Here is a 13,881-nt window from a genome sequence, read left to right as displayed (position 1 = left end):
CGAGGCCGCTGGTCCTTTACACTCTCGGGGCGCGTTACGCTAGACCTTCGGTAGAGAAAATATGCCAGCCGTCTGACAACTGAACCAGGAGCCGCCTCACATGCCCATGCCGACCGAGGAAAGGGTGAGCCAGCTTGTTGCTGGACTCGTCGAGCGCCGAGGATTCGACCTCGAGGGTGTCGAGATCTCGACGGCGGGCAAGCATGTGGATGCGCTGGCTCGGGTGCAGGTGATCGTGGACAGTGATGCGGCCTCCGATCTGGATTCCATTGCGCAGCTGAGCACGGACCTATCCGAGGTCCTCGACGCGGCGGGCGAATTCGGCGAGACCCCCTACCTGCTCGAAGTGACCAGCCCCGGCATCGACCGTCCACTGACCGCCGATCGACACTGGCGTCGCGCTCAGGGTCGCAAGGTCCGGATCAAGCTACGCTCCGGCGCGGCCTCGCCGGATCCGAAGGCATCGGACAAGTTCGAGGCCAGGGTCGGCCTGCTCACCGATGACGCGGTCGCGCTGGTGCTGGGCGGCAAGAACAAGCCGCATCGGGTCACCGTCGCGCTGGCCGATATCGCCGAGGCCGTCGTCCAGGTGGAGTTCAATCCGCCCGGCGCTCGGGAGCTGGAACTCACCGGTGGAGTCGCACCCGGCCGTCCGCGGCCGGGGGCAGAAGAAGCGGTGGACCCCACCGCCGATGTCCAGGGAACAACCGATGCACCATCAACTGAATCAGTAGCCGTCAGCGACCGGTCGCAGGTCGCTCGAAACAGCACCGCTAGCGACCGGTCGCAGGTCGCTCGAAACAGCACCGCTAGCGACCGGTCGCAGGTCGCTCGAAACAGCACCGCTAGCGACTGCTCGCAGGTCGCTCGAAACAGCACAGCGTCCGATTCGCCGACCGAAGGGATCGTGGAATGAACATCGAAATCGAAGCCCTGCGTGCGATTGTCGCCGACAAAGGGATCTCGATCGAGACCGTGATCTCCGCGATCGAGTCGGCACTGCTCACGGCCTACCGCCACACCGAGGGCCACCAGCCCAACGCGCGCATCGATATCAATCAGAAGACCGGCGTGGTCCGGGTGATGGCCCGTGAGCTCGACGCCGACGGCAATATGATCTCCGAATGGGATGACACCCCAGAGGGTTTCGGCCGGATCGCCGCGACCACCGCGCGCCAGGTCGTGCTGCAGCGGCTGCGTGATGCCGAGAACGAGAAGTCCTTCGGCGAGTTCTCCACTCACGAGGGCGATATCGTCGGCGGTGTGGTCCAGCGCGATGCCCGGGCCAACGCCCGCGGCACCGTGGTGGTGCGCATCGGCAGCGAACTGCACGGCACCGAGGGCCTGATCCCATCCGCCGAGCAGGTGCCGGGCGAGAGCTACGAGCACGGCGACCGGATCAAGTGCTACGTCGTCGGTGTCTCGCGCGGCTCGCGCGGTCCGCAGATCACCCTCTCGCGCACCCACCCGAATCTGGTGCGCCGACTGTTCGCACTCGAGGTGCCGGAGATCGCGGACGGCTCGGTCGAGATCGTCGCCGTCGCCCGCGAGGCCGGGCACCGCTCCAAGATCGCGGTCCGTACCACCGTGCCCGGCGTCAATGCCAAGGGCGCGTGCATCGGCCCGATGGGACAGCGCGTGCGCAACGTGATGAGCGAACTGGCCGGCGAGAAGATCGACATCATCGATTACGCGGATGATCCGGCGACTTTCGTCGGCAATGCGCTTTCGCCCTCGAAGGTGGTCTCGGTCACCATCGTTGACCCGGAGGCGCGTGCCGCGCGGGTGGTGGTGCCGGACTTCCAGCTGTCGCTCGCCATCGGTAAAGAAGGACAGAACGCCAGGTTGGCGGCTCGCCTGACCGGTTGGCGGATCGATATCCGCAGTGACGCCGCGCCCGATATGGGCGGCGGCAGCGTGCGGACGGAGGCGCATCGGAGTTGACCGATTCCCGCGAATCGAGCCCACCGGATGATGTGTTCACAACTTCCGCGGGGGCGGGGTTCGGTGTTCCGAGCGGGACAGCGGTAGAGTGGTCTCAGGTTCAACGCGAGCCTTCGGTTCCTCTGTCCGAACGTACTACCGAGCAAGTCCCGGCGCCCCAGCGCCGATCGGCTCCGGTGCGGACGTGCATCGGGTGCCGGAAGCGCGAGTTGGCTGTCGACCTGTTGCGGGTCGTGGCGCAGGATTGTGAGACCGGTGACGGTTCCCACCTTTTTGTGATAGTTCCCGATCCGCGGCGCAGACTTCCCGGACGGGGTGCCTGGCTGCACCCCGTTTCAGTTTGTTTGCGCACAGCAGAACGACGCCGAGCATTCGGCAGAGCACTACGAGTGTCCGGACAACTGGATATCTCAGCCCTGGATAAGTACCTCGAGAACAGGCACGAGCACTCATGAGCACACCGTGAAGCACCAACGATGAACGTCCATCGGAGATAACCCGAGGTCGTGCGGGCCCGCCTTCCCTAGGCGGAGGCACTGCTCGACCTCTCAGTGAGGAGAGCAGTGGCAGGCAAGGCCCGCGTGCACGAGTTGGCCAAAGAACTCGGTGTCACGAGCAAAGAACTACTCGCAACGCTCAAGGAGCAGGGCGAGTTCGTGAAGTCGGCGTCCTCGACGGTGGAAGCACCCGTCGCACGGCGGCTGCGCGAGTCGGTGGCGGGGAAGTCCGCGCCGACCAACGGCACAGCGAAGTCCGGGTCGCGACCCGGTCCCGCATCGAGTGCTCCGGGCGCGAAGCCCGCCGCAGGTGGCGGTCCGCGTCCGGGTCCACGTACCCAGGCTCCTGCGCCCGTGCAGGCAGCGACCCCGGCGGCTCCGACCGCCCGTGAGACGGCGGCTCCGGCCGCCCGGCCGTCCGAGGGTGTTCGCCCCAGCCCGGCCGCGCGTCCCGGCCCGGCGGCCAAGCCCGCCGCACGGGAAACCGCGCCGGTTCAGCAGACCCCCGCGGCTCCGGTCGCGAAGGCCGCGCCGCCCCAGCACGCTCCGGGGCAGGGCACACCGGCTCATGGCGGTCCGCGCCCGACACCGGGTGGCGCACGTCCCGGTCAGCAGCAGCGTCCCGGCGCTCCGGCCCAGGGCGGTCCGCGTCCAGGTGGTCCGGCTGCCGCTGGCCCGAAGCCGGGGCCGAAGACCCCGCGCGTCGGCAACAACCCCTTCTCTTCGGCGCCCGATCGTGAGCGTCCCGCCGCGCGTCCGGCCCCCGGCCAGAGTGGACCCCGTCCGGGTCCCGGCCAGGGTCCGCGTCCGGGTCCGGCCCAGGGCGGTCCCCGTCCGGGCGGTGCCCAGGGCGAGCGGCGTCCGTCTCCGGGCCAGGGCGGTCCGCGTCCCGGTGGGCCGCGGCCGAGCCCCGGCTCGATGCCACCGCGCCCGAATCCCGGTGCCATGCCCGCGCGTTCGGCCCGTCCGGGTCCGGGCGGCGGCGCAGGTGCGGGTCGTCCGGGTCGTCCGGGCGGTGCCCCGGGTGGCGGCGGCGGTCGTCCCGGCGGTGGTGGCGGTGGCGGCGGCTACCGCGGCGGCCAGGGTGGCGGCGGCACGGGTGCGCCCGGTGCCGGTGCCGGTGCTCCCGCGGCCGGTGGTTTCCGTGGTCGTCCCGGCGGCGGTGGCGGCGGTCGTCCGGGTGGTCCCGGTGGCCGTGGCGGTGCGGCCGGTGCGTTCGGTCGTCCCGGTGGTGCTCCGCGTCGTGGCCGTAAGTCGAAGCGGGCGAAGCGCGCCGAGTACGAAAGCATGCAAGCCCCCGCCATCGGTGGTGTGCGGCTGCCGCGCGGCAACGGCGAGATCATCCGTCTCGCCCGTGGCGCCTCGCTGTCGGATTTCGCGGAGAAGATCGATGCGAACCCGGCTGCCTTGGTACAGGCCTTGTTCAACCTCGGCGAGATGGTCACCGCGACCCAGTCGGTGAACGACGAGACCCTCGAGCTGCTCGGCAGCGAGATGAACTACGTCGTGCACGTGGTCAGCCCCGAGGACGAGGACCGCGAGCTGCTGGAATCGTTCGACCTGACCTACGGTGAGGACGAAGGCGGCGAAGAGGATCTCGAGCAGCGTCCGCCGGTGGTGACCGTCATGGGTCACGTCGACCACGGTAAGACCCGACTGCTCGACACGATCCGTAAGGCCAATGTCCGTGAGGGCGAGGCCGGTGGCATCACCCAGCACATCGGTGCCTACCAGGTGCTCACCCATCTGGGCGATAACGACCGGCTCATCACCTTCATCGACACCCCGGGTCACGAGGCGTTCACCGCCATGCGTGCCCGCGGTGCGAAGGCCACCGATATCGCGATCCTGGTGGTCGCCGCCGACGACGGCGTCATGCCGCAGACGGTGGAGGCGATCAACCACGCGCAGGCGGCCGATGTACCGATCGTGGTGGCGGTCAACAAGATCGACAAGGAAGGCGCGAACCCGGACAAGATCCGGCAGCAGCTGACCGAATACAACCTGGTTGCCGAGGAATACGGTGGCGACACCATGTTCGTCGACATCTCCGCCAAGCAGGGCACCAATATCGAGCAGCTGCTCGAGGCGGTGCTGCTGACAGCGGACGCGGCGCTCGATCTGCGGGCGAACCCGGATATGGACGCCCAGGGTGTCGCCATCGAGGCGCACCTCGACCGCGGCCGTGGCCCGGTGGCGACCGTGCTCATCCAGCGCGGCACGCTGCGCGTCGGTGACTCGATCGTGGCGGGCGACGCTTACGGTCGCGTCCGTCGCATGGTCGACGAGCACGGCGACGATGTCGTCGCGGCGCTGCCCTCGCGGCCGGTTCAGGTCATCGGCTTCACGTCGGTGCCCGGTGCCGGTGACAACCTGCTGGTTGTCGACGAGGACCGCATCGCCCGCCAGATCGCCGACCGCCGCAATGCGCGCAAGCGCAACGCGCTGGCCGCACGCAGCCGCAAGCGGATCAGCCTGGAAGATCTGGATGCCGCACTGAAGGAGACTTCGGAGCTCAATCTGATCCTCAAGGGCGACAACTCCGGTACCGTCGAGGCCCTCGAAGAGGCACTGCTCGGAATCCAGATCGACGACGAGGTGCGCCTGCGGGTCATCGACCGCGGTGTCGGTGGCGTCACCGAGACCAACGTCAACCTGGCGTCGGCGTCGAACGCGATCATCATCGGGTTCAACGTCCGGGCCGAGGGCAAGGCGACCGAGCTGGCCAACCGCGAAGGTGTGGACATCCGGTACTACTCGGTGATCTACCAGGCCATCGACGAGATCGAGAAGGCCCTCAAGGGCATGCTCAAGCCGATCTACGAAGAGGTCGAGCTGGGCCGGGCGGAGATCCGCGCGATCTTCCGTTCGTCGAAGGTCGGCAATATCGCCGGCTGCATGGTCACCTCGGGTTCGGTCAAGCGCAACGCCAAGGCGCGCTTGCTCCGCGACAACGTGGTGGTCGCCGAGACGGTCACGATCTCTACCTTGAAGCGCGAGAAGGACGACGTCACCGAGGTCCGCGAGGGCTTCGAATGCGGTATGACGCTGACCTACAACGACATCAAGGAAGGCGATGTCATCGAGGCCTACGAGCTGCGCGAGAAGCCGCGCGACTGATTGTTCGCCGCGGGGTCCGGCATCGCTGTCAACGCGGTGCCGGACCCACGGAGACAATCTCGTAGGTACCGAATCAGGAGGCTGGGTGTACCTGGGTGCACTGGAGTTCGACATCCTGCTCGGAGATGTGCATTCGCTGAAGCAGAAGCGTTCGGTGATCCGGCCCGTGCTGGCCGAATTGCAGCGCTTCGGTGTGAGTGCCGCCGAGGGTGGGGAACACGACCGCCACCGTCGCTCGCTGCTGGGGGTTGCCATGGTCAGTTCCGGTATGGAGCACCTGACCGAGGTGCTCGACAAATGTGAGCGACACGTCGCGGCCCGTCCGGAGTTAGAGTTGCTGGCAGTACGCCGCAGGATCTTCGGACCCGAAGACTGACCCCGCGGTGGGAGCGGACCATTTCGAGCGACCTGCAGGCAGTCGCCAGCGATGGGCACGGAGGCGGTAGCTTGCGTGACACGAAGGGCCCCGTTCCCGTCGTAGATTTGAACAGAGCATATGTGAGGAGGGTTCAGCCATGGTGGATCAAGCCAGGGCACGCCGACTCGCCAAGCGGATTTCCGCGATCGTGGCGACCGCGATCGAATACGAGGTGAAGGATCCGCGTCTGAATTTCGTGACCGTCACCGATACGAAGGTCTCCGGTGATCTGCGCGAGGCGACGGTGTACTACACGGTGATGGGCGAAAGCCTGGACGTCGAACCGGATTACACGGCTGCGGCCCTTGGTCTGGAGAAGGCGAAGGGTGTGCTGCGCTCGAAGGTGGGCGCGGGTACCGGTGTGAAGTTCACCCCGACGCTTGCGTTCGTGCTCGACAAGGTGCCCGATGCGGCGCGGGATATGGAAGAGCTGCTGGCTCGGGCGCGGGCCGCCGACGACGAGGTGGCGAAGGTGGCGGCCAACGCCACTCATGCCGGGGAAGCCGACCCGTACAAGGTCGAACGGGAAACCGACGAGTGACGTGCGGTAGGCGATGACGATAATGCCGGCCGACCCGGGCACGACGGGGGTCGATCTCGACGCGGCGGTAACGTTCGGACCGGCACTTGCCGCGCTGAACGCGGCCCGATCTGTCACTATTCTGTGTCACGTACAGCCCGATGCCGACACCATCGGCAGCGGGCTCGCGTTGGCGTTGGTGTTGCATCGGCGCGGCATCCCGGTGTGGGTGTCGTTCGCCGAACCCGCCGAGCTGCCCGCCACGATGCGGACATTGCCGGGGGTGCGTCATCTGGTGCGGCCCGTCGATGTGCCCGCCGAGGTGGATCTACTCATCACGGTGGACTGCGGCAGTGTCGGTCGGCTCGGTGCGCTCGCCGATCGATTGGCCGGAGCGCGAACGACTCTGGTGCTCGATCATCACCGCTCCAATACCCGGTTCGGGGCGATCAATGTGGTCGATGCGAGCGCGGAATCGACGACGAGTCTGGTCGCGGGGCTGCTCGATGCCTGGCAAGTGGCGATCGATGCCGAAGTGGCGCATTGCCTCTACGCCGGTTTGGTGACCGATACCGGGTCGTTCCGTTGGGTGCGACCCGGTACGCATCAACTGGCCGAACGGCTGTTGGCCACCGGTATCGACGGCGCCGAAATCACGCGCTCGCTGATGGATACGCATCCGTTCGACTGGTTGCCGATGCTGTCGCGGGTGCTCGGGACGGCTCGGCTGGAGTCGGCGGTGCACGGCGGCGTCGGGCTGGCCTACGTATTCGTGCGGCGCGGTGATGTCGCGGGGGTGCGCTCGGAGGAGGTCGAGAGCGTCATCGATATCGTGCGCACCACCGCGGAGGCGGGCGTTGCCGCGGTATTCAAGGAATCCCGCACCATCGATGACCGCTGGACGGTATCGCTGCGTTCGCGCGACTCCGGGCCCGGCGTGCGCGATGGTGTCGACGTTTCCGAGGTGGCCACCGCGCTCGGCGGTGGCGGACACCGCTACGCCGCGGGCTACACCACCCATGGCCGGCTGGAGGACGTGGTCTCAGCGCTGCTCACCGTGCTGGGTTGAGCCGATGCCCAACCCTGTCTGGCGAGGAGTGACCGTGTGGTGCACGAGTTGCCGTATCGCATGGTTGGTCCATGTGCGGGAAGCTGATTCACGCGTGTCGGCGTTCTCGAGGGAGTTTTCGTGACGCGACAGGGTTTGGATGACGCCGAACTGGCCGGGCCACCCGATGGCGACGGCGGGGGAGCGGCGAAGGCCGATCCGACGACCGCGGGACCCCGGCGGATTCTCGGGTTGGCGCTGCCGACGCTGGGTGTGCTGGTGGCCGAGCCCATCTACCTGCTGTTCGATCTGGCGGTGGTGGGGCGGCTCGGGGCGCTGGCGTTGGCTGGGCTCGCGGTCGGCGGATTGATTCTGGCGCAGGTGAGTTCGCAGCTGACGTTCTTGTCCTACGGCACAACGGCACGGGCAGCGCGTCGGCATGGTGCGGGGGATGAGCGGGGTGCTATCGGGGAAGGGGTGCAGGCGACGTGGGTCGCCGTGATCGTCGGGACGCTGATACTTGTTGTGGGGCAGGCGGTTGCGGTTGCGCTGACGAACGTGATCGCGGGCGGCGGGGATATCGCGGGGGAAGCGTTGGTCTGGGTGCGGATCGCATTGTTCGGGGTGCCGCTGATTCTGATCGCGATGGCGGGTAACGGGTGGTTGCGCGGGGTGCAGGAGACGCGCAGGCCGCTGCTGTTCGTGGTTTCGGGACTCGTGGTTTCGGGACTGTTGTGCCCGACGCTGGTGCACGGGTTGTTGGGTGCGCCGCGACTCGAGCTGGCGGGGTCGGCGGTGGCCAACGTCGCGGGCCAGTCGGTGACGGCCGGACTCTTCCTGAGCGCGCTTGTACGCGAACGTGTTTTGCTGGCACCGCACTGGTCGGTGATGCGGGCGCAACTGGTGCTCGGTCGTGATCTGATCGCCCGCAGCCTCGCCTTCCAAGCCAGTTTCGTCTCGGCGGCGGCCGTTGCCGCCCGATTCGGTGCGGCATCGGTGGCCGCGCATCAACTGGTGCTGCAGCTCTGGAATTTCCTTGCGTTGACCCTGGATTCGCTGGCGATCGCCGCCCAAACCCTGGTCGGCGCGGCGCTGGGCGCGGGCGACGCATCGGGCGCGCGTGGGCTGGCTCGGCGGATCACTCGCTGGTCGGGCGGCTTCGCGCTGATCCTCGCGGCCGTTTTCGCGGCAGGCGCCACCGTCATTCCCGGGCTGTTCACCGACGCCCCAGCCGTCCTCGACCGGACCCATGTCGCCTGGTGGTTCTTCGTGGCCATCATCCCGATCGCGGGCATCGTCTTCGCCCTCGACGGCGTCCTGCTCGGCGCGGGCGATGCCGCCTATCTCCGCAACACCACCCTCGGCGCGGCCCTGCTCGGTTTTCTCCCCGCCATCTGGCTGTCGCTGGTCTTCGACTGGGGCATCGCCGGAATTTGGTCGGGTTTGGTCGTATTCATGCTGCTTCGGTTGGTCGCGGTGCTCTGGCGGGCCGAGTCCGGGCGCTGGGCACAGATCGGTACCGAGGTCCCGCGCCAGATCGCGTGATCGAATCCGAGTTCAGGATCTGCTCTTGCGCGGCCATCGGATCCGGCGTCTCGAGCGGGGCGGTCGTCTGACCGCTGCTGTTAGGCGGATTCACCGGGGAACGCCACGTGCGGCCGACGGCTGGTACCGGCGCACGACTACGCTCGCAGGCCGCACTGATCGGCCGGAGACCGTCAGGCCGGTCTGGACCAGAGACTCGATCGTGCGGTCCGAGTCCGGGTCGTCTGTCTTCGCGACATCGGCGGCCTCCATGGTGAGTGAGTCGAACGCGTCGTTCGGGCGCGGAGTGATCAGGGTGCCGTTGCGCGCGACGATCAATCTCTCGATGCGGGCGGCGATGGCTTCGAAGGCCGTGCGCTCACGGGGGGATTCGGCGGTTGTCGCGCACGCGGCGGTATCGGTGTGGAGGGCGAACAGCTCGACGACGAGAGGGAGGTCCGCGCCCGCACGGTCGCGTCGGTCGCGGGCCTTGGCTTCGTCGGCCAGACGCTCGATGGTGGCGGCTTGGCGGGCGATTACTCGGCTGAGGTCTTCGACGCGTTCGACCAGTTGGGTGAGTGGGTCGGTGTGATCATCAGCCTGCTGGGCGACGGGGACGGTGCTGTCGTCGGCTTGCCGCGTGCGGGGGCTGTCCGTGGTCTGCTGAGCCCAGGGATTCGTGCGGTTGGCAGAGTGCTGTGCGGCGGCGGTTCCGTCCTCGGCCTGCGGTGCGAGGGGGTTGGTGTGGTCCTCGGCCTGCGGCGCGACTGGGTCGGTCATATTCGCACCTTAACTTGCGTCCGTGCGGGTGCACATCGAATGAACTGTGCGGCATCGGGATCCGCCGGTGGGAACTTGGGCTCGGGTCGGATTCGGCTGCTACCATCGCGTCTCATGGGGGTCTACGGCATCGACCTGGGCACAACGAACTCGGCAATCGCGCGCATCGATGCCGACGGTCGGCCTGAAGTAATGATCGGGTTGAACGGCGAGGCGACCGTGCCCTCGGTCGTATTGTTCGCGTCCGCTTTCGATCATCTGGTGGGCGAGGGCGCCCGGCGGCAGGCCCGCCTCGATCCGGAACATGTGTGCGCGCTGGTCAAACGGCGGATGGGCGATTCGGAGTGGCGCTTCGCCGCGCACGGGCAGACCTGGTCCGCGCCTGCGGTCTCGGCACTGATCCTGAAAAGCCTTGCCGCGGACGCGGAATTCGGCGGTGGCGAGGCGGTGAAACGCGTGGTCATCACGGTGCCCGCCTATTTCGGTGACGAGGAGCGCCGCGCCACCATCCAGGCCGGCGCCTATGCGGGCTTCGATGTCGCCGGTGTGCTCTCCGAGCCGATCGCGGCCGCGCTGTCCTACGGTTTCGGCAGGCTCGACGGTGGCGTGGATGTCGGCAAGGACCGGCCACGGGAAACGGTGCTCGTCTACGACCTGGGTGGCGGCACTTTCGACGCCACCGTCATCGAACTGGCCGACCGTCGCATTTCGGTGCTCGCGGTCGAGGGCGATCACCAACTCGGTGGTGCCGACTGGGACGAGCGCATCGCGCTGTACCTCTCGCAGAAGTTCTGCGAGGCCAATCCCGACGCCGAAGATCCACTGGACGATTCGGCGGGCTCCCAGATGCTGGTGCTCGCCGCCGAGCGCGCCAAACGTGAGTTGACCGATGCCGAGCACACCGATGTGGTGATCGCACACGACGGCGCCCGCGCGGTGATCCCGTTGACGCGCGACGAACTCGACGCGATGACGTCCTCACTGATGCGTCGCACCATCGATCTCACTCGCGACTGCCTGGCCGCGGCGAGTAAACGCGGCGTCACCCCGGTCGACCGACTGCTGCTGGTCGGCGGCTCTTCCCGAATGCCGATGGTGGAGCGCGAACTACGCGCGGAACTCGGCCTCGCGGGCGAACTGCGCGATCCCGACCTTTCGGTGGCGCGCGGCGCGGCGCTCTATGGCGAGAAGCTCGAGATGGAACGGCTGATCCTGGCGGATCTGACCACGCGCGGCCGGCTGCGCGACGGCGCGGATATTCACGACGCCGCACCCGCCGATCTGGAGCAGTCGATCGCACGGGTCGCCGCATCCTTCGGGCAGCCGGTCGGCTTGGTCCGCCGGATGCTCGAAATCCAAGTGGACACCGTCGTTTCGCGCGGTTTCGGTGTGCTCGCGCTCGACTACCAGTACGGGCTGGCGGCGACCTGGCTGGTCCATCGCAACGCGACCCTGCCGGTGAAGGTGCGCCGGTCCTTCGGCACCGTGCGCGCGGACCAGGACGAGATCGCGTTGACCATCGTCGAACAGCAGGGCCAAGCCGCCTCGATGCGGCCCGAGGATACAAAAGTGCTGGTGGAGGGGAGAATTCGCGGTATTCCCGCCGGATATCCCGAGGGCAGCGAAGTGCGGGTGACCTTCGAGATGGGCTTCGACGGCGTCCTGCGCGTCACCTGCCATCACGTCGACGCGGATATACCGCTGATCCTGACCACGCAGACCGGGGCGACCCTGTCGCAGGCGGATGTGGTGCGCGAACTGGATCAGGTCCAGCGCACGCGCCGCCGCGACAGCTGAGCGGTGGCCATGCAGGCGTTCAACCCGAACGACTACCGCAAGCGGGTGCTTGCCGATGTCGAGCGGCGCGGCGGGCTCGAGGAGTCGGATCCGTTCGAGCTCTACGATATTCCGCTGGACGAGGCCGAGACGCTGAGCGATGCGGAGGTTGCGGCGCGGGTCGAGGAGGTCTGGGGCTTCTGGCAGCGACAGCGCGACCATCCGAAATATCGGGTGCTGGTGGGGCTACTGGTCGACGCACACCCCGCACTGTCGCGGTTGCTGTTGGACGCGGCGGCGCGTCGCGCGGAGGCAGTGCGGGTGCGGGAGATGCGCGCGCGGCGCGACGCGGACCGCTACGAGATGCTCGACGCGGCGATTTCGCGATTGGTGCAGCGCCACGGCGGGGTACCGGCCGGGAAGGTTCCCGGGCTGGAGGAGATCGGCGCGATGGGCGGGCTCAGTGCCGCAGAGGTCGCGACCCGGTTGCGTCGGCATCGGGTTATCGAGGATGCGCCCGCGCCCGTCGGTGTGCTGACCGACCAACGCAGACAACAGATCCGGCAGTTGCTCAGCGAATGGGAGCGGCTGATCGACGGCGAACCGACGCCGACGCTGTTCGCGCTGCTGCGGGTGGATCCCTCGAAAGTCGGTCAGGCACAGGAGATTCGGTTGCGCGCCGAGGCGTTGCGCGCTCGCTCGCGGGAGTTGCCTCCCGGGCGGGTCCGAGTCGTGTTGGACGAGTTGCTCATTCATATCCACGATGTGCTCGAATCGGGCGAGGCGACGCTGCAGGAGTATCTGCGGGCGATCGCCGAGGACGTCGCGAAGGAATTGCGGCCGAAGGTCAGGGCCGCGGTGCTGGTCGAGGATCAACTCGTCGGCGAGGACTTCCAGTACCTGCTCGATGAGGCGATGCGGTTGGGTTTGGACCGGAACGACGCCACGCGGGTGCTGACCGAGATCGCTACGGAACTCGGTGCGCGAGTGGAGAGTTCGCCGCATGCGGCGCCGGTGCAACCGGCCGAGCCGACATCGCACTCGGGTCACGCGGCGCCCAGGCTCTGGGAGGCACCGTTGAAGGCCGCTCGGGCGGCCCTGCGCGGCGGTCGTCCCCGTGAAGCCGCACGTCACGTCGAAGAGGCGCGCAGGCTCGTCGGCTCCGACGGCACGGGGCTCACGTCGATCCGCTCGGTATCCGATGAGGTGCAGCGGATATTGGCCGAGGCGGACGGGCGCTGGCGCAGTGCGACGACCGCCTGCGCGGGCAAGCGGTACGTAGCGGCGCTCCCACATCTGGAGCAACTGCGGCGCACCGCATCCGATCTGCTGCCACCGAATCAGACGCCGAGCATCGAACAGCTGCTCGCCGAAGCCGGACAGGCCATCGCCGAAGCGGATCGGCTCGTCGCCGCGGCACAAGCCGGACCGGCCGACGCGCGCATGCGTGCGCTGCTCGCCGCGGTGGCGGTGTGCGCCGATCACGCCGGTGCGGCGGCCGCACTCGCGGAGACGCCGGTCCAGGCACCGCTGCGGGTCGATGCCACCCGGTTGGCGAATGGGTCGGTGCTCGTCGCCTGGTCGCCGTCGCCGACGAATGACGTCGACTACCGGGTGACCAGACTCCAGCCGGACGGCTCGTGGCGCGTGGTGGGCCGCACGCAGGCCACCGAACTAGAGGACGGTGGCGCACCCGCCGTCGGGCAGCCGGTGTACGCGGTGGCCGCCGCCGTCGCGGGCAGATACTCCGAGGTCACCCGATCCGATACTGGCCCTGCCGCAAAACCCCGAGGCAGACCAGAGCAATCGCCACAAGATGACCCCGCGCCGAGCGGTATCCCGACCGTCAGCGGACTTGCCGAACACGCGGGTCTGCTGGTCTTCACCTGGCCCGTCGGTATCACCGAAGTCATGGCCGTCGTCCGCCCCGACCAGCCCCCGACCAGCCCGGACGACCCCCAGGCCCGCTCCTGGAAGGTCACCAATATGCGCTACGAACTCGACGGCGGCGTCCGAATCCCGCCCGACCTCCCGCGCCCCTGTCACATCGCCATCGCGTCCTGCCGCCGCGAGCCGAACGGAAACCTCACTGTCGCAGCCAGTTTCGCTTCGACCGCCCGAATCCGCTGGTCCGGATAGCCCGGGAAGCACGGCGCCGTCATCGATGTTGGGCGCAGCACTGAGTCCACGCTCCGGCAGGACTTCCAGGTCTGTGCCGGGGCGTTGGAGACTCGACTGTCGGGGTGGGGCGGCG

Annotated in this window: 10 protein-coding genes and 1 pseudogene; 10 read left to right on the top strand and 1 reads right to left on the bottom strand. The window is 68.0% G+C overall.

Annotated features, from left to right (window positions below; all coding sequences use genetic code 11):
* Window positions 1–100: 100 nt before the first annotated feature.
* The 8 genes and pseudogenes from rimP to OG874_RS23035 form a co-directional block, all read left to right on the top strand.
* Window positions 101–739: pseudogene (gene rimP, locus OG874_RS23070) on the top strand (ribosome maturation factor RimP); the annotation flags it as partial.
* Window positions 740–912: 173 nt separating this feature from the next.
* Window positions 913–1,944, top strand: coding sequence for a transcription termination factor NusA (nusA, locus tag OG874_RS23065; protein WP_330249231.1), 1,032 nt, complete (start codon window positions 913–915; stop codon window positions 1,942–1,944).
* Window positions 1,945–2,066: 122 nt separating this feature from the next.
* The gene (locus tag OG874_RS23060; RefSeq protein ID WP_442943420.1) at window positions 2,067–2,399 is read left to right on the top strand and encodes a YlxR family protein; all 333 of its coding nucleotides are present in this window, start codon (window positions 2,067–2,069) and stop codon (window positions 2,397–2,399) included.
* A 108-nt stretch (window positions 2,400–2,507) separates the two neighbouring features.
* Complete coding sequence (gene infB / locus OG874_RS23055; RefSeq protein WP_330249229.1) at window positions 2,508–5,561, top strand: translation initiation factor IF-2; 3,054 nt, start codon at window positions 2,508–2,510, stop codon at window positions 5,559–5,561.
* Between the two features lie 85 nt (window positions 5,562–5,646).
* Complete coding sequence (locus tag OG874_RS23050; RefSeq protein WP_330249228.1) at window positions 5,647–5,937, top strand: DUF503 domain-containing protein; 291 nt, start codon at window positions 5,647–5,649, stop codon at window positions 5,935–5,937.
* Between the two features lie 139 nt (window positions 5,938–6,076).
* Window positions 6,077–6,520 (top strand): 30S ribosome-binding factor RbfA, encoded by a 444-nt coding sequence (rbfA, locus tag OG874_RS23045; protein WP_330249227.1) that lies wholly within the window; start codon window positions 6,077–6,079, stop codon window positions 6,518–6,520.
* Between the two features lie 22 nt (window positions 6,521–6,542).
* The gene (locus tag OG874_RS23040; RefSeq protein WP_330249226.1) at window positions 6,543–7,568 is read left to right on the top strand and encodes a DHH family phosphoesterase; all 1,026 of its coding nucleotides are present in this window, start codon (window positions 6,543–6,545) and stop codon (window positions 7,566–7,568) included.
* 222 nt (window positions 7,569–7,790) lie between these two features.
* Window positions 7,791–9,092: an MATE family efflux transporter gene (locus OG874_RS23035; protein WP_330257374.1), complete on the top strand. Its 1,302-nt coding sequence runs from the start codon at window positions 7,791–7,793 to the stop codon at window positions 9,090–9,092.
* 90 nt (window positions 9,093–9,182) lie between these two features.
* Here the strand turns inward: OG874_RS23035 and grpE are convergent, their stop codons facing one another.
* Entirely contained in the window at window positions 9,183–9,851 is a 669-nt protein-coding gene (grpE, locus tag OG874_RS23030) for a nucleotide exchange factor GrpE (RefSeq protein ID WP_330249225.1), read from the bottom strand.
* Between the two features lie 114 nt (window positions 9,852–9,965).
* On the opposite strand from grpE, the gene OG874_RS23025 reads away from it, so the two are divergent.
* Both OG874_RS23025 and OG874_RS23020 read left to right on the top strand, forming a co-directional pair.
* On the top strand, window positions 9,966–11,648 hold the full coding sequence (locus tag OG874_RS23025) for an Hsp70 family protein (RefSeq protein WP_330249224.1): 1,683 nt from the start codon (window positions 9,966–9,968) through the stop codon (window positions 11,646–11,648).
* 3 nt (window positions 11,649–11,651) lie between these two features.
* The gene (locus tag OG874_RS23020) at window positions 11,652–13,766 is read left to right on the top strand and encodes an Ig-like domain repeat protein (protein ID WP_330249223.1); all 2,115 of its coding nucleotides are present in this window, start codon (window positions 11,652–11,654) and stop codon (window positions 13,764–13,766) included.
* Window positions 13,767–13,881 lie beyond the last annotated feature (115 nt).

Source organism: Nocardia sp. NBC_00565, assembly GCF_036345915.1.
Lineage (GTDB): Bacteria > Actinomycetota > Actinomycetes > Mycobacteriales > Mycobacteriaceae > Nocardia.
The sequence above is the reverse complement of the archived record's forward strand: the minus strand, read 5'-3'. Positions and strand labels throughout refer to the sequence as shown.

Excerpts from the sequence above, each read along its gene's own strand:
- nusA (WP_330249231.1), top strand. The coding sequence starts at position 913 with ATGAACATCGAAATCGAAGCCCTGCGTGCGATTGTCGCCGACAAAGGG.
- rbfA (WP_330249227.1), top strand. The coding sequence starts at position 6,077 with ATGGTGGATCAAGCCAGGGCACGCCGACTCGCCAAGCGGATTTCCGCG.
- OG874_RS23040 (WP_330249226.1), top strand. The coding sequence starts at position 6,543 with ATGCCGGCCGACCCGGGCACGACGGGGGTCGATCTCGACGCGGCGGTA.
- grpE (WP_330249225.1), bottom strand. The coding sequence starts at position 9,851 with ATGACCGACCCAGTCGCGCCGCAGGCCGAGGACCACACCAACCCCCTC.
- OG874_RS23025 (WP_330249224.1), top strand. The coding sequence starts at position 9,966 with ATGGGGGTCTACGGCATCGACCTGGGCACAACGAACTCGGCAATCGCG.